This window comes from Bradyrhizobium sp. HKCCYLRH1034 (assembly GCF_051168375.1).
In the GTDB taxonomy this organism is placed as follows: domain Bacteria; phylum Pseudomonadota; class Alphaproteobacteria; order Rhizobiales; family Xanthobacteraceae; genus Bradyrhizobium.
This window is the reverse complement of the sequence record NZ_JBNPUW010000001.1, coordinates 111,436-132,740: the sequence shown is the minus strand read 5'-3', so window position 1 is coordinate 132,740 and position 21,305 is coordinate 111,436. Positions and strand designations below refer to the sequence as shown.

Here is a 21,305-nt window from a genome sequence, read left to right as displayed (position 1 = left end):
CGGCAATCGCCAGCTGACCTGCCCGGCTCTCCCCGGCGAACGCGCTGCCCCACCGCTAGCTACACCACCACCGGGGACACGACCTCGGATCCGGCACGGCTGGTTGTGGATGCACGAGGAGCGGGGACTGATGTGAAGATTGCGCCTGCTGGAGTCGAGCTGTTCGCACGAGAAATTGCCGCAGAGCATTCAACTCTTGCGAGTGTGGCGTTATTTTGCAGCTTTGTGACTAACAACGACTAATCGTCATCTTTGCGGCATATGGTACCTCCAGCCCACGCAAGGGCGATCATTCGATCAGGGAGGCTACTTTGCATCGCTCTTCTATTCTGGTCCTCGTCGGTATCACTGCAAGCGCGGCGGCGTTTGCTCATGATCACCCCAGTCGGCTTCACGGGACCTATGCGATGACGGGCGCATCGGACTGTATCCAGAACTCGGCGTCGATCGGATTCGATTCGAATTTCTTGCCAAAGGGTCCGGTCGTGTTCTTCGCCACCACCGTCGACGGCGTCATGGTGTTTCGCGCCGACGGCACCGGCACGGTGAACAACCGGTCCTTCACGGTCGACGCCGGCGAAGGTACGACCAGCGATATCTCGTACCAGATCACCTACTCGATTGACCCCGGTGGCAAGCTGTCGGTCAAGGCGGTGCCAGGTACGTACAGCTCCACGACCCTGACCGGACCGAACGCCGGGTTGACGCAAGTCGTCGATGTTCCCGACACCAGCGGATTCATCGGCGAAGGAGCACGGGCCATCGTCCTCGCTCCGCCCGCGCCGACCGTCCTGACGGTCAGTCGTTCCAATGGCACCCAGTTTGCCCGGATCTGCAATGGATCTCTCATCATGACCCGCCTCAGCGACGACGACCGCTGATGTAAGGGCGAGCCATTGTTCTGATCGGGGAGGAAACCATATGCACCGCTTTCTTATTTTGGCCGCCGCTGCGACGGCAAGCACGGCCGCGTCTGCGAATGATCATGCAAGTCTACGCGGAACCTATGCGTTAGCTGGCAAATCGTTGTGCATCCGGAATCCGGCCGCTGTCGGATTCAATTCGAACTTCACGCCAAAGGGCGGCCCGCTGAAGCTCTTTTCCTTCACCGTCGAAGGCGTCATGGTGCTTCGCGCCGATGGCACCGGGATGATGGATGTCCAGGACTTCTCGGTGGACACCGGCGGAGGCGAGACCGGCGTTACCTCATACAAGTTCACCTACACGATCGCCTCCGATGAGAGAGTGTTGCTCAAGGCGGTGCCGGGCACGTACAGCCACACGATCCTGACCGGCCCGATCGCCGGGCTGACGCAAGTCGCCGACGTTGCAGATGCGACTGGGGTGATCAGCGAGGGCGCGCGGACCATCACATTCGCCCAGCCCGCGCCGATCGTCCAATTGGTCAGCCGTTCCGATGGCAACCAGTACGCTCAGATCTGCAATGGATCGCGCATCTATATTCGCATCGGTGATGCCGATCGCTGATCTCGCCAACGGCGGCGCTCTGTGGCCGGCGCCGCCGTCCCGCCCCGAAGCTTGTTTCTCTCGCTCGGGCGGCCTCCTCGTCGCTCCCTTGGGCACGGCGAGATCGGGGCCGACCTGTCCCCGCCGCCCGCAGCAAGGGATAAGAGGGGATGGTGTCGAAACCGATTGACCGCCCGCACCATGAAAGGGACCGGATCAAGGTGAAAAACCGTAAGCGTCCGGCAATGGCGTGCCTGACGAAGCTCCTGCTCAAGCCAGCGCGAGCGCCTTGGTAAAGCCTCAATCCGGCCGTCACCAGCTGCTTTGAGATGCCTTCGCGTTGAAGCGCTTCGCCAGGTCTGGGATCATCTGGTGCAAGACATGGACGAAGCGGCCGTTGTAAGGCACGGACCCATCACGAGAAAACGATTCGGATCCGCATCCCTTGCGGGGCGGTCGTTGGGCGAGGTGAGCGTGACGAATCCGAGGACCATCGCAGAGACGAATGCTGCCGCCGTTCGGGCCGATGTCCGCGGCCGATCGGCCCATGATCGAGCCCAGGATCGAGCCCATGGCTCGACGCCGCCGCACGGTCGAGGCTGCATGACCAGCGATCGGCTTTGCGTCGCGCTGGCCGCGGGACTGCTGGGGGTGGGATCGTTGCTGTCGGGCTGCGCCGGCATGAGCGACAGCGTGTCGACCGCCTTCGCGGATCCGGCCAAGTATGAGCTCTATGACTGCAAGCAGCTCGAGGCCGAGCGCAAGGCGCTGGCCGGGCGCGCAGCCGAGCTGCAGGGCCTGATGGCCAAGGCAGAGACCGGAGCCGGCGGCGCGGTGGTGGCCGAGGTCGCCTATCGCAACGACTATATCGCGATCCGTGGCCAGACCCAGTTCGCCGAAGAGGCCTGGCGCCGCAACAAGTGCCAGGAGACCCCGGCACCGCAGCCGGCTGCTGCGAAATCCGGCAAGCCGGTCAAGCCGGCGCGTCCCGCGCGGCCGATGGCCTCCGGTGCGGGCACGCCGTCGACCCTGCCGCGGGACGGCTCGGTCTACTGAGACCGGGCCGCTTCGCCTACGGCCGCCAGTCGTAGATCCAGCTCTGCCGCGCCGACAGGCGCTGCGGGCCGAGCGCCTTGATGCTGAGGTCGCGGGCCAGCGCCAGCGGTCCGGTCATGTGATAGAGGCGGCCCTGATTGCGTGCGGTGCGCTGCACCTGGCCGACGCGCGGGCGGCGCAGCTTGGCGTAGCGTTTCAGCGCAGCCGGGATCGCGCCCGGACCGTCCGGGCGCGCCTCGCTCAGGCACTTGGCGAGCACCACCGCGTCCTCGATCGCCATTCCCGCGCCCTGCGCTGCAAAGGGCAGCATGGCGTGCGCGGCGTCGCCCAGCAGCGCGACGCTGCCCTCGGTCCATTCGATGCCTTCGGGGACGCCGAACAGCGCCCATTTGCGCCAGCCGTCGACCGCATTGAGCAGCAGCCGCGCCGTCGCGGGCCAGCGCGGCGGCGCGAACGCCGCCTTCAGCTCGCTCGGATCACCCTCCGTGCTCCAGCCCGGCCGGTTCCAGGTCCCCGGAACCACCGCGACCACGTTGACCTGGCGGCCGGCCGAAATCGGATAGGCGACGAGATGGGCCTCGGGGCCCATCCAGAGCTGCACCCGCGCTGCCGTCAATTCGCGTGGCAATTGCCGGGCGTCGAGCGTGCCACGCCAGGCGATCAGGCCGGAGAACTCGGCGCGGACCTGCGGAAACAGGTGGTGCCGGACCGCCGACCACACGCCGTCGGCGCCGATCAGCGCCAGCGCCACGTCCTGGCGGCGCTCATTGCCGCGGCGATGCACCACGGTCAGACCCTTGGCGTGGGCGGCGACGTCCTCGAACTGGCAGCCGAGCCGCAGTTCGACGTCCGGATGCGCCATCACCTCCGCGGCCAGCGCCGCCTGCAGATCGGCGCGGTGGATCACCCAATAAGGCGCGCCAGCCGCCTGGCTCGCGGCCTCGCCGAGCGGCAGGCGGGCGATCTCGCCGCCGGCCCGCGCGCTCATGATGCTGACGGCGTCGGGCACCACGGCACGCGCGGTCAGCCGCGGCCCCAGGCCGAGATCGAGCAGGATACGGCTGGCGTTGGGCGAGAGCTGCAGGCCGGCGCCGACCTCCTCGAGCCGTTCGGCCTTCTCCAGCACGACGACGCGGAAGCCCTTGGTGGCGAGCGCGAGCGCAGCCGTCAGGCCGCCAATTCCGGCCCCCGCCACATAGACGGTACGCGATGCCACGACACGCCGATCAGGCGACGTCCTTCAGCACGCATTCCGGCGGCCGCGCCTCGCCGGCGGCGAGGTCCGGCGCATAGCGGTACAGCGTCGAGCAGTACGGGCAGATGATCTCTTTGTCGTTGCCGAGATCGAGGAACACGTGCGGATGATCGAACGGCGGATTGGCGCCCACGCACATGAACTCATGCGAGCCGATCTCGATGACGGGGACTCCGGCATCGTTGTTGAAATGCGGGACGATGTTATCGGCCATCGGTATCACCTCGCGTGGCAACGGGAGCGTATGCGGTCAGCACGACGGAGCAGGACGGGACTGAGGTCGCACGGCCGCGCGCGTCGAAAACGGCGCGACCATACTGAGCCTTAAGGCCAATTCCTAGTGCTGGGAACCCGCGTTTGGTGCAACGCACGCCGTTATGTTGTGGCCTGTGGATTCGACACAAACTCAGGGCCGCCGAGAAGCCCTTCTTTCGTCGGGGCCGTTGTGTCAGGCACAAAAATTATTATGTCTCTCCGCATCGTTCCCGCGAAAACGTGAAGGCGGCGTGATCTCGAAGCGAATCAAGCTGGGACTCGGTCTGGCGCTGGCCGGGCTCGCCGTGAGCGCCGCGGTCGGCGCTGCGATATGGCCGCACGCCTATGGGGCCGGAGCCATCGTCGTGGCGCAGGACGATCCGGCGAGGCTGTCGGAGCTTCAGATCGCGTCCGTTCTGCAGAACGATCCGGCGCGGATCATCAGCAATATCGAGGACGCGCTCGCCGCCGGCGATCCAGATCTCGCGGAGAGCTTCGTCGCGCTCGCGCGGGATCAGCAGGTGGTGCTCGACGAGGGGCTGGTGCAGCGCGTGAGCGATGCGGTGGCCGCCGAGAAGGCGCCGGCCAGCGTTGCCAAGCGGTTCGCGACCGGGCTCGTCACCGGCCAGGCCGACGACGTCGCGAGCCTGTCCGGCACGGTAGCCGGCGATCTCTTCGTGTTCGGCGACATCCGCGACGCGGTCCGCGAAGGCAAGCATCTGGTGATGGGCGAGGAGACCGACCGCCTGGTGCTGGGCCTGGCCACGGCCGGTCTTGCCGTCACCGCCGCAACCTATGCCTCGGCCGGCACCGCCGCGCCAGTGCGGGCCGGGCTGACGCTGGTGAAGGATGCGCGAAAGGTTGGCCGGCTCGGCGAGGGGCTCGCCGCCTGGGCGGGACGCTCCGCGCGCGAGGTGGTCGATGCGCCGCTGTTGCAGCAGGCGGTGGCCTCGGGCTCGGTGCTTCGTCCGGGCCAGACCGCGACCGCGATCCGGGCGGCGTTCCGCGCCGAGAAGGCCGGCGCGCTGGTGCGGCTCGCCAAGGATGTCGGCCGCATCACCGAAAAGGCCGGCACGCGCGGCGCACTGGATTCGCTCAAGCTCGCCGAAGGACCGAAGGACATCGCCCGCGCGGCCCGCCTGGCGGAGGCCAAGGGCGGGCAGACGCGGGCGATCCTGAAGCTGCTCGGCCGCGGCGCGCTGCTGCTGACCGCGGGGGCATTCAATCTCGCGCTCTGGCTGTTCGGCGCGCTGATGACGCTGCTCAGCTTCGTCGCATCGCTGAAGGCGATGACCGAGCGGGCCACCCAGGCCTGGCTCGACCGGAGCCGGCGGCGCCGCCTGCGCCGGATGCAGGCCGCGGCCGTCGCTCCCGAACTGGCCGCAACCGCGTCCTGCGGCTAGAGCATGATCCGGAAAAGTGGAAGCCGGTTTTCCGAAAAGATCATGCTCAAACAAAGGGATAAGATCATGATGCGATTCCGTGGAATCGCATCATGATCTAGACTTCGTCCGACCAGCTTCACTCCAGCGTTCCGGGATTCGCGACCGATGCCGAGCTTTCACAACGGCGCCGTTGAAATTGCCTTCATCGACGAGGGGGAGGGCGATCCGATCGTGCTCGTCCATGGCTTTGCCTCGAGCAAGAACGTCAACTGGGTCTATCCGGCCTGGATCTCCGAATTGCGCAAGGATGGCCGCCGGGTGATCGCGCTCGACAACCGCGGCCATGGCGATTCGGCCAAGCTGTACGACCCCACGCTGTATTCGATCGCGGAGATGGCGAGCGACGTCACGGCGCTGATGGATCATCTCGGCCTCGCCAGCGCCGACGTGATGGGCTACTCGCTCGGCGGCCGCATCGCCGCGCATATCGCGCTGACCGCGCCAGAGCGGCTGCGTTCGGCGATCTTCGGCGGCATCGGCATGGCGATGATCGAAGGCGGCGGTCCCGGCGAGAACGTCGCCGCCGCGCTCGAGGCGCCCTCGATCGATAACGTGACCGATCCCGTGGGCCGCACCTTCCGCGCCTTCGCCGACCAGACCCGCTCGGACCGTCTGGCGCTGGCCGCCTGCATGCGCGGCTCGCGCGGCCTGATCTCGCGCGACGACGCCCGCCGTATCGCCGTGCCGGTGCTGGTCGCGGTCGGCACGGCCGACGAAGTGTCGGGCTCCGGTCCGGCGCTCGGCGCGCTCATCCCCGGTGCCGAAGTGCTCGATATCCCCAATCGCGATCACATGCGCGCGGTCGGCGACAAGGTCTACAAGGCCGGGGTGATCGACTTTCTGTCACGGCGCTGAAGCCGTAGCCCGGGCGAGCGCAGCGCCCCCCCGGGGTCTCCGGCACAGCGCGCGAGACCCCGCATGTCGCTATCCCGACGCCTTGCGGCGCCGGCTGTCGCTGATGCGGGCTACGGGGGCGTCATGCGGCGGAGCCGTCCACACGCTCGCCGCTGAACCACCTCGCCGCCGCGATCAGCGCGGTGAAGGTGGCGATCCACACCATCCGGGCGCCGTAGCGGTCATGCGGGCCGGAGATGACGCCGCAGATCACGGCATTGCCGAGCAGCGCCAGGGTCACGGTGATGGCGAGCAGGGCCACGTCGTCGCGCCGCCGGCGCCAGATCGCGTGCGCTGCGATCGCCGCCGCCGCCAGCATCGAGGCCAGCGCGACCGGCACGTGCAGCCAGTTGATGACGGCGAAACTGATCTCCCAGTGCTGCTGGTGTGCGGCGCGCATCTTCTTGACCTGCGAGGGGACGTAGCGCTCGATGATGCCATAGGTGTGCGGCAGCCAGCCGTTGGTGCCCTCGCCGGTCGCCACATGCACCAGCTGCTCGGCGGTGGCGACCGCGGCGGCCCTGGCCTGCCACAGCGGGTAGGCCGCGAGCGACCGCTTCACGATGAAGCCCATCTCGTCGTTCATGCCCTCGAAGCGGCCGAGCTTGTTGAACATGCTGTTGCCCCACAGGAAGTCGTCGGCGGTGGGCGGCAGCTCGTTGCGATAGGGGCAGAGCTTCAGCTTCTCGCGGGCGCAATGGTCCTTCAGATATTGCGCCACGATGCCGTCCTGGAGCATGCGGCCGAAGGCGACGCCGGTACCGCCCGGCGTCCACGCGAGCTGGCCGGACAGGGCAAAGTTGGCCGCGAGCAGCATCGCCGCACCCGCGACGATCGTCATGCTGGCCTGGACCAGGCCGGAGAGCGCGATCTGCCGGCGCAGCCAGGGATAGGCGATCCAGCCGGCGCAGCACAGGCCGAACAGCACGCCCAGCGTAGCGCTGTGGGTGGCGGAGGCGAAGGCGACGAAGCCGAACAGCGCGCACTTTTCCAGGACGGTGGTCCGGCGCGCCTGAGTGACCATGATGTAGAGCGCGAGCACCGACAGGCCAGCGAAGATGTCGGTCAGCAGCATGCTGGCGAGCCAGGGCAGGGCGGTGGTCAGGATCAGCAGCAGGCCGATCCAGAGCAGTCGCAGCGGTTGGGCCAGTCCCAGCAGGCGCAAGGTGAGCTGCAGGATCCACAGCGTCGCCAGCGCCTGCAGGCCGAGATTGAGCCAGAAGCTCGAGCCCTCGCCCCAATGCAGATAGAGCCCGAACACGGTCGAGCGGCTCGGCACCAGATAGCCTTCGTACCAGCGCGCGAGATAGCCCCCGGTGTCCCACTGCAGCAGCGGGTAGCCGTTCCACAGCGCCGGCGCGACCAGGAAGAGCGGGATGACGATGACGGGGAGCCAGGCCAATCCGGCCTCGGTCGCGCGTTCGTCCAGGATCTGAGTGTTACTGATACCCGTGTCCCCCCGATCAGGAGCACCGTGGCCGAAGTATGGTCAGGGCGATATTCACTAGTAGACGCAGAGCGATGGATGGTAAAGCCGATCCCGTGATCGAACGGGGGGCCGCCGGCCTTCGATCCTCCGGGTGGTTCCTTTTTGCCGCAGCCACCGGTATCCGCCCCATCCGCCCGCAGGGTGCGCCAGGGGCGGGAACCGATTGCTTCCCCGGTGATCGTCTTGATTTCGGGTTCCTGCTGCCCACCTTGAGCCGACGCGGTGCCGAATGGCATGGCGGCGCAACCGGGACGTCACCGGCGGGGCGTAACGGAAATGTCTCAATCCCGTGTTCTCTGGGAGGCAGGCTGGCTGGAATGGATCCCCGGCCTCGCGCAGCCCGCTGAGGACATCGTTCCATGCGCCGTGCTATAAGGCCCGCCCACTGAAACTGCGAGAAGCAGCCATGGCTATGCATCAGACCAATCCGCAGCAGGGCAGCAAGCTGGCGACGCTTGATCCGATATGGGATCGGATCCGCCACGAGGCAGAAGAGATCGTGCGTCGCGAGCCCGAGCTTGCGACCTTCATCTATTCAACCGTTCTGCACCACGGCCGTCTCGAGGATTCGGTCGTGCACCGGGTTGCCGATCGTCTCGATCATTCCGCGCTGTCGGGCGACCTGATCCGCCAGACCTTCGACGACGCGCTGCGCGACGAGCCGGACCTCGGCCATGCGTTTCGCGCCGATCTCGTCGCCGTCTACGATCGCGATCCCGCCACCACGCGCTTCATCGATCCGTTGCTCTACTTCAAGGGCTTTCACGCGCTGCAGACGCACCGGCTGGCGCATTGGCTGTACCGCAAGAGCCGCAAGGATTTCGCGTTCTATCTGCAGAGCCGGTCTTCGGCGGTGTTCCAGACCGACATCAATCCGGCGGCGCGCATCGGCCGCGGCATCTTCCTCGATCACGCCACCGGCTTCGTCTGCGGCGAAACGGCCATCATCGAGGACAACGTCTCGATTCTGCACGGCGTGACGCTCGGCGGCACAGGCAAGGAGAACGAGGATCGGCATCCCAAGATTCGTCACGGCGTGCTGATCGGTGCCGGCGCCAAGGTGCTCGGCAACATCGAAGTCGGTCATTGCGCGCGCATTGCCGCCGGCTCAGTCGTCGTGAAGCCGGTGCCGAACAACGTCACCGTCGCAGGCGTGCCGGCGAAGATCGTCGGCGAGGCCGGTTGTGCGGAGCCGTCGCGCACCATGGATCAGATGATCAACGCGATCGGGATCTGAGCCGCGACCGCGTCGGCGACCGCGAAGTCAAGACCTTCTCATCCAGGGAAATTCGTGCCAACACATTGGCGTCTGTGGATTTGACGATCCGCCGTTTGTCTTGGCGGAGTGAATGTGAGATCCACGGCGTCCCTTTCAGGTCGTTCGACATCGCCGGCTCGTCTTGCCTCGATCGATGGGCTGGAATGTCGAACTCATAAGGACACGGACGTTCGCGCTGCAACGTCCGCATCATCTGCAAACCTCGCTGTCGATTGGAGATCACCGTGGACGTTCAGGAAGTCAGGAAGCTCGACGCGTATCTGAAGCGCGTGTTCGGCAATCCCAAGATCCGTGTGGTGCCGCGGCCGAAGAAGGAAGACTCCGCCGAGGTCTATATCGGCGAAGAGTTCATCGGCGTGCTGTTCGTCGACGACGAGGACGACGACCGCTCGTTCCAGTTCCAGATGGCGATCCTGGAAGACGATCTGGTCGAGTAGTTGCCGGATGCAGCGGCCCGCATGAGCGCGAAGCGCATGCGGGGACGCTTGCGAAGATGGCGGCGTTGCCAGAACGAATCGTGGTGCAGGCGCGCCCAGGGGCGCGCTCGCGCGGGTTGAGAGAGCAGCTCCCGCAGACCGGCTCCGGCGTGCTTACGCACACGCTGTCAGCACGCAATCCGTCCGCGGATGAGCCCGGCTTCCATCCACGCCGTCATTCCGGGGCGCGCGAAGCGCGAGCCCGGAATCCATAGCCCCAGGACGCCGTGAGACGCGCGATGGCCGTGGCGCATGTGGTCGCCCCAACATCCGCTCGTGAGTATGGATTCCGGGCTCGCGCTTCGCGTGCCCCGGAATGACGATCGGAGAGAGTTTGGCAGCTCTCACATTCGACGTCCGTGCGCGGGCTGCGCTCATCCGGGCCACGATTTCAACGATTGCCTACGACCTACTTCACCGCGTGCATCTGCGCAGTCAGCCGCTCCATCGCGCTCGCCACGTCCTGCCATTGCGACAGCCAGCTGCGGGGGTAGCGAAACACGAGATCCGCGCCCTCGACGCGGCGCTCGCTGAGGCACATGCCCGGCGTGGCGGCATCACGCGTGCAGCGGGCGACCAGCAAAGGCTGCTCGGCCGTGAACAGATCCTCCATGTCGTACGCTGTGCCCGCGCGGAAGCTTCGCATGCTCAATCCGTCCTGCACCGGCACGGCCGTCGGATTGAGATAGCGCGGATAGATCGTCTTCAGTCGCGTCTCGGGCGACATCGCGTCGTGATGCGCCGATATCGAGACGAAGATGCGATCGATCGGGTGCGGCGCCTGATCGATCTGGTCGGCGCTGACGTGATGCGGCGCCTCGGGCGGCGTGAGCGAGGGATATTCGAAGCCGAGATCGACGCGCTCCTGCGGCCCCGTATGGCGCTGGATATTCACCCGGATGGCGGCCGCCGGCACGTTGAACACGGTGCCGCCGATGCTGACCGGCAGGCGCTCGGGTCCCTTGAAGGTGCCGGCGCGCCAGGTCGGCCAGAGCAGGTAGGCGACCAGCGCGATTGCCGCCGCCGCCAGCACGCAGCCCAGGATGATCGGCACGGCATGGCCATGTCCGTTCGAAGGGCGGGCACTGCGGACCGAAAACATCGTCATGGCGGGCAGGGGATCTCAAGGACCGAATCAGCGCCGACTATGCCATGGCGATGCGGCATTCTGCAGAAACTTACCTGCAGGGAGCCGCGCACCGGCCGCGGCCGCCATTAACCCTTCCTTAAGGATAATGTGGCGGGCGCGGTCGCTTTTTGCCAAACCAGCATCGGTCAGTTCTGCAAGTGTGTGAGTGCGTACGATGTCGGCAGAGGCGTTCAATTCCCTGTTCTCGCTCCTCATCGGTTTCGCCTTGGCCGGCGCCTTGGCGAGCGGCTACCAGGCCTATGCCGAACGTCCGCCGGGATTCGAACTGCTGCAGGAGGGCGTCACGCCCCGGCGGTTCGCCGCGGTGCCATTCCTGGTGTTCGCCGCGCCTTTCATCATCATGCGCAACACGCTGCGCGGCGCCCGCATCGAGCGCCGTCGCTTCGAGTTCGTGATGCTGGCGACCGTGATCGCCGGCTTCTGGAGCATGATGTGCGGCACCTTCGTGGTGATGACGCTGCGCGCCGCGGGCGTGCTGGCCTAGTTCCCGTGCCGAGCGCCGCAGCGGCGCTTGCTTGAAATCGCTCTGGGGGCTGTGCCAAGGTCGCCTGCGAACGGGAGACCTCGATGGCCATCTACGAACTCGACGGGCAGGCGCCCGAACTGCCGGCGGACGGCAACTACTACATCGCCGACAATGCCACCGTGATCGGCCGGGTGAAGCTCGCCAAGGAGGTCACGGTCTGGTTCGGCGCGGTGATCCGCGGCGACAATGACTGGATCGAGATCGGCGAGAGCTCCAACATCCAGGACAACGCCACCTGTCACGTCGATCCTGGCTTCCCGCTGCGCGTCGGCCGCAACGTCACCGTCGGCCACAACGTGATCCTGCACGGCTGCACGGTCGAGGATGATGCCCTGATCGGCATGGGCTCGATCATCATGAATGGCGCGCATATCCGCCGTGGCAGCGTCGTCGGCGCCGGCGCCATCATCACCGAGGGCAAGGATTTTCCGGAATACTCGCTGATCATCGGCGCGCCCGCGCGTGTCGTGCGCACGCTGGAGCCGGCGCAGGTCGAGCGCATGGGCATCGCGGCCAAGGCCTATGTCGCCAAGGGACCGCGCTACACCAAGGGTCTGAAGAAGATCGGCTGACATCACGGCCGATGGAGTCGGAGATTCTTCACGTCCCTTCGGACTCGCCTGCCTCCGCTGCGCTGGCGACACGTTCGTGGCCGCTCGCCCACAGCGCATGCCGTTCGCTGCCGTCCTGATAGGGATTGGCCTCGGCCGGAATGTTCGCGCGCGCGGCGCGCTCGCCCTGTTCGAACGGATCGGGGTCGGTGCTCATGCTGACGTCCTGCTCCTCTGCTTCGGCTTGTGCTTCGACTGGTTTCTGGACTTGTCGTCGAGCTCGTTCTTGCGTTTGCGCGCAGGCTTGCCTGCGCCATCGCCATCCTCCGCAGCGCTCTTGCGCAGCGCGTCCTTCAGATCCGCCGGTACGCCGTGCTTTTCCAACAGGTCCATGAACGCCTCGTCGGCGAGGTCCTGCAGACTCAGCATCTGATCGCGGCCGAGCTGCTTGAGCTTGTCGAACGTGTCCTCGTCGAAGGCGATCAGCTTGCGCACGGCTCCTTGCTCTCCTCGCCCCATCAATCCTCTCCGATCAACATTCGTTCCGGAACGCGCTCCGTCCGGCTGGGTTGAAGTGTAAAGGGAGACGGTCCCATGGCCAGGTTTTCATTGGGCACCTTGATCGTGATTGCAGGCCTCGGCACGGCCACTGCGGTGTTCGCGCAAGGCGGTGGCGGCGGTGCGGGAGGCGCTGGCGGTGGAGCGAGCGCAGGTGGCGCGGCGAGCGCGGGAGCCGCCGGCATCGGCACGACCGGTACCGCTGCAGGATCAGGGAACGTCGCCGGTCTCGGCAACGCGCAGAACGAAGCCGGAAGCGGTAGCAATCCCTCGCAGCTGTCGCAACCGGGGGCGGCAGCTGCAAACGGGACTAACAGCCTCGGCACAGCGCAGTCGTCCGGCTCGGGCGCAAGCCGGGTGGGGTCGAGCAATTCCGGCGTCACGACCGGCGTGGGTCGTGGAGCGGCGGGAGGCACCGCGGCGACGGGACCGAACCGCGCCAGTGATACCGATGAGCAGGTTCAGCAGGAGAACAAGACGGTCGACCGGAAGGTGAAGAGCATCTGCCGCGGTTGCTGAATATTGCCCGCGGCTCCGGACGTCACGTAACGACATCGAGATCGCGCAGATGTGAGCGGGGTTGCCCGCGCGCCGTTCCAAATCCGGCTTAGAGACATCCCGCTGGGAGCACAGAGTACAATGACGCTCTCATGCCGGTTGAATTTGGAGACGGATCGATGCGCAAGAGATTGATGGGATTGCTGGCGGGCGCCGTAATCGCGGCCGCAATGATTCCGGGCATGGCGTCGGCGCACGGGCCGGGCGGTTTCCATCATGGCTTCGGCCATCGTGGCTTTGGCCCGGGTTTTGGACTCGGGTTTGGCTTGGGTTTTGGTTATCCCGGCTACTACGGATACGGAGGCTATCCCTATTACTACCCGTACACCTACGAGGACCTCGGCGGCTGTTACGTCGCCCGCAAGCGTGTGCGGACAGCGCGCGGCTGGCGCTTTCGCAACGTCGAGGTGTGTGAATGAAGCTTGGGCGAGGCGACCGGCCGATCCGGTCACTTCGCCTTAACGACATCTCGTGACGATTTGTTGCCGCTCCGATCGGCGGAGCGGCGGCGGAGAAGTAGCTGGCGCAACGCTTGCATGGGATCCAGGCATGATCAACACACTCACATCCCCTGAACTCACGTTTGTCTTCATGGGCGTCGTCGTCAGCCTGGGCGCCGCGCTGGTCTGGATGGCCTGGGAGCTCGAGCAGGGCGGCAGGCAGCTGGCGAAGATCCGTCGCGACGATCGTCGCCTGCGCTAGCAGCCGACGGTCCGGCGCCCGCATGAACGCAAGCGACATGCGGCAAGCGACATGCGGGAAGCCTCGCGGGGGCAGTCTGACGGGTTCGCTCGCCCGGGCCGCGGCTATCAGCTCAGCACGCCATATTTCTTGAACCACGCCTGCATCTGCGCCCAGCCGTCTTCGGCGGCGTCCTTGCGATAGCTGGGGCGATAATCGGCGTGGAAGCCATGCGGCGCGCCGGGATAGATCTTGAACTCAGCGGTCTTCTTGTTGGCGGCGAGCGCGGCCTTCATGGCCTCGACGCTGGCGACGGGAATGCCGGTGTCGGCTTCGCCGTAGAGGCCGAGCACGGGCGCCTTCATCTCGGGTGCGAGCTGCGTCGGGCTCTTCGGCCAGGCGGGATTGGGCGGATCGATCAGCGGGCCGTAGAACGCAACGCCCGCCTTCAGCGCCGAACTATGCGCCGCATATTCCCACACGGTGCGGCCGCCGCGGCAGAAGCCGACGATGCCGAGACGCGAGGTGTCGCCGCCCTGCGACTTGGCCCAGGCCACCGTCGCGTCGAGGTCCGACAGCAGCTCCGCGTCGGGCTTGGCATTCACGATCGGCAGCAGGTCCTTGATCTCGGTGATCTTGGTGAGGTCGGTCCCGCTGCGGAAGTAGTAGTCCGGCGCCACGGCGAGCGCGCCGAGCTTGGCGAGACGGCGCGTCACGTCCTTGATGTACTGATGCAGGCCGAAGATCTCCATCGCGACCAGCACGACGGGCGGATTGCTGGCGCTGGCGGGGCGCGCGAAATAGGCCGGCATGTCGCGGTCGCCGACCTTGATCTTCGCATCTCCGGCATTCAGGCCGTTGGTGTCGGTGGTAATGACCTCGGCCCGCACCGGGCCGGCAGCCAGCGTGTAGCCGGCCGTCACGGCAGCGGACGCGGTCATGAAGCCGCGGCGTGAGAAGGGGGCGACTTTTGTCAGCCCGATGACATCGGACGTCAGTGCTGGATCGGCGGACATGGGGGCTCCTCTGCGTCTTACGGGCGCATTGAGCCGAGAATTGACGGGGAAAAGCAAGTCACCAGCCGGAGAGCCGCGGCGTCGGATCCGTTCCGGGCGGTCGAACGCGCCCCCACAAAAAACAAGGCCGTCGGCGCAGTATGGCGCCAACGACCTTGCCAGCCCCGGATATTGAAATTGGCCCTGTGCCATCCTGAAATTGGCTCGCCATCCGGTGAAGGCAGGATGGCGTGACTCCCGGTTTCAATCTGTGAAGCACTTCACAGGATCCTGGGAATATTCGGCGGGAATTCCACGAGCAGGCGTCGGGACCGGCCGTCTCAGGATCGGTTGCGACGATGCCGATGGCCGCCGCGGCTGGCATGGGCGCGGGCGCGGATGCTGCGGTTGCGTGGAGCAGGCGCGGCCTGCTCCGAGCTCTGCGTGCTGGCGAACGACTGGCGCAGGCCATCGATGGAGTCCTTCAGGGTCGAGACCTGGTCCGACAGGCGCTTAGTATCGGCCTGCTGGGCCGCGAGCAGGCGGCGCATGCTCTGCAACTGCTCCTGCATCATCTGCAACTGGTCGATCGATTCCTGCTGGGTGGCCTCCAGGCCCTTGGTCTTCTCCACCAACTGCTCGGACGCCTGCACCGTGCGCGCCTGCAACTGCCGCGTCACCGCGCCGCGCTCGGCTTCCGGCGCGCCGCCATAGGCACGCCACAACATGATGCCGCCGATGCCCGCGATCAGCACCACGAGCGTCGCGGCTGCGAGCGCGATCGGCTGGGCGCCCTTGACGGGGGCCGGGCTGAGCTTCTCGGGGTAGCGTCTGGTGTCGCGCGTCACCGGATTCATCACGAAACCACCCAAATTGAAAAAGCTTCGGATGCTCCTCCCGAAAACTGGGAGAGGCGAAAAACTCGAGCAGAGAACGCTGTCCGCCCAGCCCGCAAATCGTGCATCTGGCGAACGAACCAAGTCGTCAGGTTTTGATTAGGAAATCCGACAAAAGCGAGGCCTGCAAGCCCGAAATGGCGCGCCCGCCGCATGCACCACGCCGGTTCCGGGGCGCGGTCGCGACCAGCCGAAAACTGCGGCCGGACAAATGCTTACTGCGTTGCGCTGCAGTTCCGGCAGATCGTGAGCTTCTGCTTGAGGCGGGCCTCGTCGGCGAGGTCGGCCGCCTGTTCCTCCTCCCAGCTCATCCGGCCGCGATAGCCGGAGCTCGACTGCGCGGACATCACGTCGACCCGCGAGTCGCCACGGCGCTTCGCGCCTTTGCGCGACGTGCCGATGTCCGGCTCCGTCACCATCTCGGTGTCGGCGTCGGAGGTGGCGACACGGCCGTCCCAGTCGGCCGCAGCGCTCGTCGGCTGCGCGGTAATCACCGCGGGCGTAGCGGCCATCGCCGGCGCGGCTGGGCCCGCCGCGGCCAGCGGTCCCGAGCAGCCGGCGCCGGACATGCAGCAGTTCGCCAGGGTCAGGGCCGCGGCCAGCAAGGTCGCGCTTCGCAGGATCATCATCATGCCGAAAACCTAAACCCGACGGTCGAGGGAAAACAAGGTTGGCCGGCCGTTGCCGCGCCCCGCCTGCGACATATCGTCAAAGCAAGGCCAAAAAAAGTTGCGGCCAGGCCTTGGGGGAGGCCTGGCCGCGCGCGAACCGGTCTGGGACGGGGAGGGGTGGGGATGTGACCGGGTCGCGTAACTCGAATTCGTGTCTCGCCTCTCTGATCAGCGCTTGCGGACGCCTTAGCGTTCTCTGGCGCTGGCGGTGGCCACTGCCGGGCGGCCGTCGCCGAGCGAGACCCAGACGTTGGGGTCGCTCTGCGACTGCCGCTTGACGAAGCGGTAGCCGGTCTCGGTCCAGGCGACGACGCTCTCGTTCTGATTGTCGAGCACGTACTCGCCCTTGTCGGTCTTCACGGTGAGGACGGCGTGTCCTTCACCCTTCTTGTCGCGCACCACCGTGATCAGCAGCGCCTCGCGGGGCCAGCCGGCATCGATCAGCAGCTTGCGCTTCAGCAGCACGTAATCCTCGCAGTCGCCGTAGCCGTCCGTCGGCAGCGACCATTTCTCGACCACGCCCCAATGGTCCATGTCGGTGATGGGTTTGACGTTCTCGTTGACCCAGCGATTGACCTTTAGCAGATCGCGCCAGGCGGTCTGGGACAGCACGATGTCGCGGGGCTGCGACGCGCCGCCGCGGCATTCCTCGGGCGCCTCGGTGCAGAACTCGACCCAGCCGATCGGCGCCCGTGCGGTGTCGCCCAGGCTCGCATAGAGCACCCGGTCATCACCGGCATGCGCCATCCCGCCCATCGCCATCAGGAAGGCTGCGACCGCCCACCCCGTTGCCTGTCCCGTCCGCTTGACCATTTTGGCCCCCGTTTTCGTTGGGACCATGTGTCTCACAAAGATTTTTCGCTGCCGCTAAATCGCCACGATGGATTTGACGCAAATCCAAGTAAAACAAAGGGCTTATTCGACTTTCACTTGAATCGAATCTAGCTAAAATTTGAATCATTCGCGGTTGAATCGAATGCGCTGCATTAAGCCGGGAACCGCTGCCGTTGCAGGGTCCCCTGCGCTTTTCCCGTCAACTATTAACTGCGCCGGATCACCTGTGCGCTGGCCGAACGCCACACGGCGCCCGTGGTGGCGGACGCCGTGTGCTCCGTGAAGTTGCGGGATTTCAGAGGCTTGCGGCTTTACCGCGCGGTAACGCTGTCTTCGAGCGTTTCGGCGAGCTGGGCGTGCGTGAACTCGATCGCGAAGCCGCCTTCGAGATTTCGCACCACGCGCGCCTGGACGCGGCCGAGCATGACCTGCGATTTCAGCGGCGGCCTGGTCTCGGCCGCAATCGCCGCGCCCGACAGCGACATGTCGATGATGCGGCAGGTCATCTTGGTGCCGTCCTCGAGCGTCAGCACCGCGATCGGGTTGCGCGGAATGATACGGTCGTGGCGGCGATCCTCCGGCAGATTGAGGATGTCGCGATTGGCGAGCCAGGTCAGCTGCGCGGCGAGCTTGTCGCGCTTGCGCGCGGTGGCGCCGATCGTCATGGCGAAGCCGTTGTCGATGATGCGGGTGATCTTGCCCTCGACGCGGCCGATATGGTCGAGATAGGCGATCACGCGGTCGCCGACATTGCCGATGCCGGGCGCGAGCAGCGCCAGCCCGCCCGGCGACATGTTGATCACCTGGCAGGGAAACTCGCGCCGGTCGGGCAGCATGTAGCGGCCGAGCAGGTGGACCTTGACCCGCTGGAAACGGCGGCGCTCCTCGGCGGCCGGAAGAGAGAGTTTTTTGTTCGGCAACGCCATGTTTCGCCACTCAAAGCCGGCTCTTAGCGTGCCGGATGATCCAGTGTTGAAACTAAGTCCTTCACGGTTAATTCAGCGTTACGTTGTGCTCCTGCAGCACTCTGCCGCGGGCCATGACGAGCTGATAGAATGGGCAGGCGCGACATCGCGCCAATGACGCCAACGGAGATGGGAGAGACGTTCATGCGGAGCTTGTTGGGAGCCGTCGTGGCGGTCGTGGTCTGCGTGGTGGCTGGATCGCCGCCGGCCGCGGCAGCCGAGATGAAGGTGACCCTGCTCGGGACAGGCACGCCGACGCCGCGGCTGTCGAGCTTCAGCGCCTCGACCCTGATCGAGGCCGGGCCTGAGCGGCTGCTGTTCGACCTCGGACGCGGCTCCACGATCCGCCTGTTCCAGAAGAGCATCCCGCTCGGCAGCATCACCGCGCATTTCCTCACCCATCTGCATTCCGATCACGTGGTGGGACTGCCCGACATGTGGCTGAGCGGCTGGATCGGCACGCCCTGGGCCTCGCGCAAGGGGCCGATGGTCGTGTTCGGACCGAAGGGGACAGTGGCGATGACGGAGAATCTCACCAAGGCCTTCTCCGAGGACATCCGCATCCGCATCGATGACGAGCACTATCCGCCGGAAGGCGTCGCCTTCGCCGCGGCCGACATTGGGCCCGGCGTCGTCTACGAGCGCAACGGCGTCAGGGTGAGCGCCATCGAGGTCAATCACGGCGAGAAGATCAAGCCGGCGCTCGGCTATGTCGTCGAATTCGACGGCAAGAAGGTCGTGCTGTCCGGCGACACCAAGCCCGATCCGCGGGTGGAGAAGGCGGCGGAGGGAGCCGATCTTCTGATCCACGAGGTGGCGGTGATCGATCCCGAACTGATCAAGACCTATCCGAACTATCGTGCGATCGAGGACCACCACACCTCGCCGGAGGAGGCCGGCAGGATCTTCACCGAGGCGAAGCCGAAGCTGGCGGTCTACTCGCACATCGTGTTCGCCACCGTGAAGCCGGTCCAGGACGTGCCCGAAGAGGCGCTGATCGCGCGCACGCGGACGAGCTATGAGGGCCCGCTCGTGGTCGGGCGCGATCTCACGTCGTTCGTCATCTCGGATCACGTCGCCGCGTTTGCGCCCGACGGCGGTCCGATCACGCCGCTGACCGGCTCGCGGTGAGGAGGCGGGACGGCAGCCCAGATCCCGTAGCCGGCGTGAGCGCCGCGACATGCGGGGGCGGTCTGTCCGCCGGCGATTCACCGTCGGCGTGCGACAGCTTCGACGCGGGCACGCGATGTAAGGATGGTCTGTCCCGGATGTCGCTTTCGCCTGCGCCCTTCGGGCTCCGGCTGGCGCTCATCCGGGCTATGAAATCGGCGCTGCACTCAGCGCAGTCCCTCATACACCATCAGGCCGCGGGCGAGCGCAAGCTTGCGCAACGCGCGCGGCACGATCGGTCCGGCGGGCGGATGGATGTAGCGCCATGACACCATCTCCAGCGGACCGAGCGCGCCTTGCGGCGTCTCGAACGGGGCGAGCAGGCCGGTCAGGCTGATCGGCTCATGCGCGCGGGCGGCGAACGGCAGCAGCAGGAGTTCGAAATGCGCGGTCGTGCGATCCGGCGCCTGCGCCGTCACGCCGGCGATCGCCGGCAGCGTCTCTTCGCAGACCACCGCGGTGATCTCCTCGATCTCGCGGCGGCTGGCGGGCGCGAACTGCGCCGGAAAGCTCCTGTCCTTGACGTCGCCGCCGAGCAGGGCGCACAGCCGCGTGCCCGCCATGCGGAACGGAAAGCCGCTGTCGGCATCGCAGGACAAGACGAAGATGTCGCCGAGCAGCTCGCGCACGGCCGACGGCTCGAAGTCGCAGCGCTCCGGCGCCTTGGCATGGCCGCGCCTGTCGTTCCAATAGGCGAAGAGCTCGCGATTGGACGGATGTTTCATCTCGGTGATCCCTCGCGCCCTCGACGTCACGGAGGACATTGCTGTCCCGCTTTCGTCCAGGCGCCTCCCTGGTTTGTTTTCGCAGGAGGGGTGGTGCAGCGTCCATGCCGATGGTGCGATCGTGCCGGCTTTCCCCCGGCCTTCCGCGCGTTAAGGTTAAATTAACGATGAGCTTGGCGGCCGCCGAGCGATCGTTAACAATGCGTTCATCAGATCGCGGCCGGAAGGTGGAAGGTCCGCCGCGATACGGTGAGTTACACGCAGGCGGCGTCAAACAAGTCTGGTCGTCGCGACGGGGCGGGGTGGGGAAAACGACCCCGGGCGCTCCGGACGCGGCAAAGGCCGGCAGGTCTCGGAGGGAGGGTTTTCTCAGAACCCTCCCTCTTTCTTTTGGCGGATCGGCTGTCCTTTCGCCTCCGCGGCCCGGGGCTGCACATCAACTCTGCCGCCATGCGCTTGCACAGGCCGGCCAAAGCCGCCTATCTGACGGATCTGTTCCTCTCGTCGAAGGCGTGCGTTCCGTTGGATTCCCCCTCGTCAGACCTCACGCAGGATCCGCCGCTCCAGCAGGCGCGGGAGCCGATCCTCAATCTGCCGGGCGCACTGACCGCCTACATCCTGCTGATCGCGGTGATCCATCTGCGTGTGCTGCTGCCGGACGAGTGGAACGGCTGGATCATCGACCTGTTCGCCTTCGTCCCGAAACGATACGACCAGACCCTGATGGACGGGGCGTTTCCCGGCGGCACGCCGGCCAAGATCTGGACCTTTTTCAGCTACTCGCTGCTGCACGCCAATCTGGCGCATATCGGTTTCAACGTGCTTTGGCTGCTGCCGTTCGGCAGCGCGCTCGCGCGCCGCTTCGGGGCGGTCCGGTTCTATCTGTTCATGGCGGTGACGGCGGCGGCCGGTGCGCTGGCGCATCTGCTCACGCACGAGCACGCGCTGGCGCCGATGATCGGCGCCTCGGCCTCGGTGTCCGGCACCATGGCGGCGGCGATGCGCTTTGCCTTCGTGAGCGGCAGCTTCCTGTCGTTCACCCGCGGCGATGCCGAGGCGGCGGCCAGGGTTCCGGCGCTGTCGCTGACGCGTGCGCTGCGCAATCCGCGGGTGCTCGGCTTTCTGGCAGTGTGGTTCGGCGTCAACATCGTGTTCGGCATTGGCGGCATCACGCCCGGCGCCGAGGGCGCCGACGTCGCCTGGCAGGCTCATATCGGCGGATTCATCGCCGGACTGATCCTGTTTGCGCTGTTCGATCCCACCCCGCATGTGCGTGACGATGCTGCGCCTGCGTTGCCGTCCGACGTGGTCGACCGTTAGGTGCCGCGATCCTGCGCTTGCGAGCGCAGGTGATTTCATTCATCATTTGCGTCCACTGCAACCGGGGCACGATTCCGGATGAACGAAAG

27 protein-coding genes are annotated in these 21,305 nt (G+C 66.2%); 14 read left to right on the top strand and 13 right to left on the bottom strand.

Features of this window, described 5'->3' with window-relative positions; genetic code table 11:
- Positions 1 to 407: 407 nt before the first annotated feature.
- A complete protein-coding gene (locus tag ACQR0W_RS00595; RefSeq protein WP_315826227.1) occupies positions 408 to 881 on the top strand; it encodes a hypothetical protein in 474 nt (157 codons plus the stop codon).
- Positions 882 to 921: 40 nt separating this feature from the next.
- The gene (locus ACQR0W_RS00590; RefSeq protein ID WP_316170257.1) at positions 922 to 1,488 is read left to right on the top strand and encodes a hypothetical protein; all 567 of its coding nucleotides are present in this window, start codon (positions 922 to 924) and stop codon (positions 1,486 to 1,488) included.
- Between the two features lie 291 nt (positions 1,489 to 1,779).
- Here the strand turns inward: ACQR0W_RS00590 and ACQR0W_RS00585 are convergent, their stop codons facing one another.
- Positions 1,780 to 2,040 carry a hypothetical protein gene (locus tag ACQR0W_RS00585; protein ID WP_316170256.1) on the bottom strand — a complete coding sequence of 87 codons (261 nt, stop codon included), beginning with the start codon at positions 2,038 to 2,040 and terminating at the stop codon, positions 1,780 to 1,782.
- Positions 2,041 to 2,070: 30 nt separating this feature from the next.
- On the opposite strand from ACQR0W_RS00585, the gene ACQR0W_RS00580 reads away from it, so the two are divergent.
- The gene (locus ACQR0W_RS00580; protein WP_316170255.1) at positions 2,071 to 2,523 is read left to right on the top strand and encodes a hypothetical protein; all 453 of its coding nucleotides are present in this window, start codon (positions 2,071 to 2,073) and stop codon (positions 2,521 to 2,523) included.
- 16 nt (positions 2,524 to 2,539) lie between these two features.
- Here ACQR0W_RS00580 and ACQR0W_RS00575 read toward each other — a convergent pair whose 3' ends face one another.
- Both ACQR0W_RS00575 and ACQR0W_RS00570 read right to left on the bottom strand, forming a co-directional pair.
- Complete coding sequence (locus tag ACQR0W_RS00575) at positions 2,540 to 3,739, bottom strand: FAD-dependent monooxygenase (protein ID WP_315714693.1); 1,200 nt, start codon at positions 3,737 to 3,739, stop codon at positions 2,540 to 2,542.
- Between the two features lie 10 nt (positions 3,740 to 3,749).
- A complete protein-coding gene (locus ACQR0W_RS00570) occupies positions 3,750 to 3,992 on the bottom strand; it encodes a zinc-finger domain-containing protein (RefSeq protein ID WP_315714692.1) in 243 nt (80 codons plus the stop codon).
- 292 nt (positions 3,993 to 4,284) lie between these two features.
- Between ACQR0W_RS00570 and ACQR0W_RS00565 the strand changes: the two genes are divergently transcribed.
- A complete protein-coding gene (locus ACQR0W_RS00565; protein WP_409998607.1) occupies positions 4,285 to 5,436 on the top strand; it encodes a hypothetical protein in 1,152 nt (383 codons plus the stop codon).
- 147 nt (positions 5,437 to 5,583) lie between these two features.
- Positions 5,584 to 6,333 carry an alpha/beta fold hydrolase gene (locus ACQR0W_RS00560; protein WP_315714691.1) on the top strand — a complete coding sequence of 250 codons (750 nt, stop codon included), beginning with the start codon at positions 5,584 to 5,586 and terminating at the stop codon, positions 6,331 to 6,333.
- Between the two features lie 121 nt (positions 6,334 to 6,454).
- Here ACQR0W_RS00560 and ACQR0W_RS00555 read toward each other — a convergent pair whose 3' ends face one another.
- On the bottom strand, positions 6,455 to 7,819 hold the full coding sequence (locus ACQR0W_RS00555) for a hypothetical protein (RefSeq protein WP_409977901.1): 1,365 nt from the start codon (positions 7,817 to 7,819) through the stop codon (positions 6,455 to 6,457).
- 448 nt (positions 7,820 to 8,267) lie between these two features.
- Between ACQR0W_RS00555 and cysE the strand changes: the two genes are divergently transcribed.
- Positions 8,268 to 9,098 carry a serine O-acetyltransferase gene (gene cysE / locus ACQR0W_RS00550; RefSeq protein ID WP_315714689.1) on the top strand — a complete coding sequence of 277 codons (831 nt, stop codon included), beginning with the start codon at positions 8,268 to 8,270 and terminating at the stop codon, positions 9,096 to 9,098.
- 266 nt (positions 9,099 to 9,364) lie between these two features.
- Positions 9,365 to 9,577 carry a DUF3126 family protein gene (locus ACQR0W_RS00545; protein ID WP_006611186.1) on the top strand — a complete coding sequence of 71 codons (213 nt, stop codon included), beginning with the start codon at positions 9,365 to 9,367 and terminating at the stop codon, positions 9,575 to 9,577.
- 448 nt (positions 9,578 to 10,025) lie between these two features.
- Here ACQR0W_RS00545 and ACQR0W_RS00540 read toward each other — a convergent pair whose 3' ends face one another.
- Complete coding sequence (locus ACQR0W_RS00540) at positions 10,026 to 10,724, bottom strand: hypothetical protein (RefSeq protein ID WP_316170254.1); 699 nt, start codon at positions 10,722 to 10,724, stop codon at positions 10,026 to 10,028.
- 196 nt (positions 10,725 to 10,920) lie between these two features.
- Here ACQR0W_RS00540 and ACQR0W_RS00535 point away from each other — a divergent pair, with 196 nt between their 5' ends.
- A complete protein-coding gene (locus ACQR0W_RS00535) occupies positions 10,921 to 11,250 on the top strand; it encodes a DUF6949 family protein (protein WP_009027540.1) in 330 nt (109 codons plus the stop codon).
- An 83-nt stretch (positions 11,251 to 11,333) separates the two neighbouring features.
- A complete protein-coding gene (locus ACQR0W_RS00530) occupies positions 11,334 to 11,864 on the top strand; it encodes a gamma carbonic anhydrase family protein (protein ID WP_316170253.1) in 531 nt (176 codons plus the stop codon).
- Positions 11,865 to 11,892: 28 nt separating this feature from the next.
- On the opposite strand, the gene ACQR0W_RS00525 is transcribed toward ACQR0W_RS00530, so the two are convergent.
- On the bottom strand, positions 11,893 to 12,060 hold the full coding sequence (locus ACQR0W_RS00525; protein WP_316170252.1) for a hypothetical protein: 168 nt from the start codon (positions 12,058 to 12,060) through the stop codon (positions 11,893 to 11,895).
- Positions 12,057 to 12,362: a hypothetical protein gene (locus tag ACQR0W_RS00520; protein WP_316186822.1), complete on the bottom strand. Its 306-nt coding sequence runs from the start codon at positions 12,360 to 12,362 to the stop codon at positions 12,057 to 12,059. Before ACQR0W_RS00520 ends, ACQR0W_RS00525 begins: the two co-directional genes overlap by 4 nt.
- Before the next feature lie 75 nt (positions 12,363 to 12,437).
- Here ACQR0W_RS00520 and ACQR0W_RS00515 point away from each other — a divergent pair, with 75 nt between their 5' ends.
- From ACQR0W_RS00515 to ACQR0W_RS00505, 3 genes are all read left to right on the top strand, one after another.
- Positions 12,438 to 12,920 carry a hypothetical protein gene (locus ACQR0W_RS00515; RefSeq protein ID WP_316170250.1) on the top strand — a complete coding sequence of 161 codons (483 nt, stop codon included), beginning with the start codon at positions 12,438 to 12,440 and terminating at the stop codon, positions 12,918 to 12,920.
- Between the two features lie 158 nt (positions 12,921 to 13,078).
- Positions 13,079 to 13,378: a hypothetical protein gene (locus ACQR0W_RS00510; protein WP_315714683.1), complete on the top strand. Its 300-nt coding sequence runs from the start codon at positions 13,079 to 13,081 to the stop codon at positions 13,376 to 13,378.
- A 130-nt stretch (positions 13,379 to 13,508) separates the two neighbouring features.
- The gene (locus tag ACQR0W_RS00505) at positions 13,509 to 13,661 is read left to right on the top strand and encodes a hypothetical protein (protein WP_315715000.1); all 153 of its coding nucleotides are present in this window, start codon (positions 13,509 to 13,511) and stop codon (positions 13,659 to 13,661) included.
- A 107-nt stretch (positions 13,662 to 13,768) separates the two neighbouring features.
- On the opposite strand, the gene ACQR0W_RS00500 is transcribed toward ACQR0W_RS00505, so the two are convergent.
- From ACQR0W_RS00500 to ACQR0W_RS00480, 5 genes are all read right to left on the bottom strand, one after another.
- Positions 13,769 to 14,581 carry a dienelactone hydrolase family protein gene (locus ACQR0W_RS00500; RefSeq protein ID WP_409997891.1) on the bottom strand — a complete coding sequence of 271 codons (813 nt, stop codon included), beginning with the start codon at positions 14,579 to 14,581 and terminating at the stop codon, positions 13,769 to 13,771.
- 395 nt (positions 14,582 to 14,976) lie between these two features.
- Positions 14,977 to 15,492 (bottom strand): hypothetical protein, encoded by a 516-nt coding sequence (locus ACQR0W_RS00495; RefSeq protein ID WP_315714681.1) that lies wholly within the window; start codon positions 15,490 to 15,492, stop codon positions 14,977 to 14,979.
- Between the two features lie 254 nt (positions 15,493 to 15,746).
- Complete coding sequence (locus ACQR0W_RS00490; protein ID WP_315714680.1) at positions 15,747 to 16,163, bottom strand: hypothetical protein; 417 nt, start codon at positions 16,161 to 16,163, stop codon at positions 15,747 to 15,749.
- A gap of 225 nt (positions 16,164 to 16,388) precedes the next feature.
- On the bottom strand, positions 16,389 to 17,015 hold the full coding sequence (locus ACQR0W_RS00485) for a transglutaminase-like cysteine peptidase (protein WP_315714679.1): 627 nt from the start codon (positions 17,013 to 17,015) through the stop codon (positions 16,389 to 16,391).
- 332 nt (positions 17,016 to 17,347) lie between these two features.
- Positions 17,348 to 17,962 (bottom strand): PilZ domain-containing protein, encoded by a 615-nt coding sequence (locus ACQR0W_RS00480; protein ID WP_315714678.1) that lies wholly within the window; start codon positions 17,960 to 17,962, stop codon positions 17,348 to 17,350.
- A gap of 183 nt (positions 17,963 to 18,145) precedes the next feature.
- Between ACQR0W_RS00480 and ACQR0W_RS00475 the strand changes: the two genes are divergently transcribed.
- Entirely contained in the window at positions 18,146 to 19,132 is a 987-nt protein-coding gene (locus ACQR0W_RS00475) for an MBL fold metallo-hydrolase (RefSeq protein ID WP_316170249.1), read from the top strand.
- Between the two features lie 206 nt (positions 19,133 to 19,338).
- Here the strand turns inward: ACQR0W_RS00475 and ACQR0W_RS00470 are convergent, their stop codons facing one another.
- A complete protein-coding gene (locus ACQR0W_RS00470; protein ID WP_315826219.1) occupies positions 19,339 to 19,896 on the bottom strand; it encodes a PAS domain-containing protein in 558 nt (185 codons plus the stop codon).
- A 522-nt stretch (positions 19,897 to 20,418) separates the two neighbouring features.
- Between ACQR0W_RS00470 and ACQR0W_RS00465 the strand changes: the two genes are divergently transcribed.
- Positions 20,419 to 21,216, top strand: a complete 798-nt coding sequence (locus tag ACQR0W_RS00465) for a rhomboid family intramembrane serine protease (protein WP_315714976.1) — start codon at positions 20,419 to 20,421, stop codon at positions 21,214 to 21,216.
- Positions 21,217 to 21,305 lie beyond the last annotated feature (89 nt).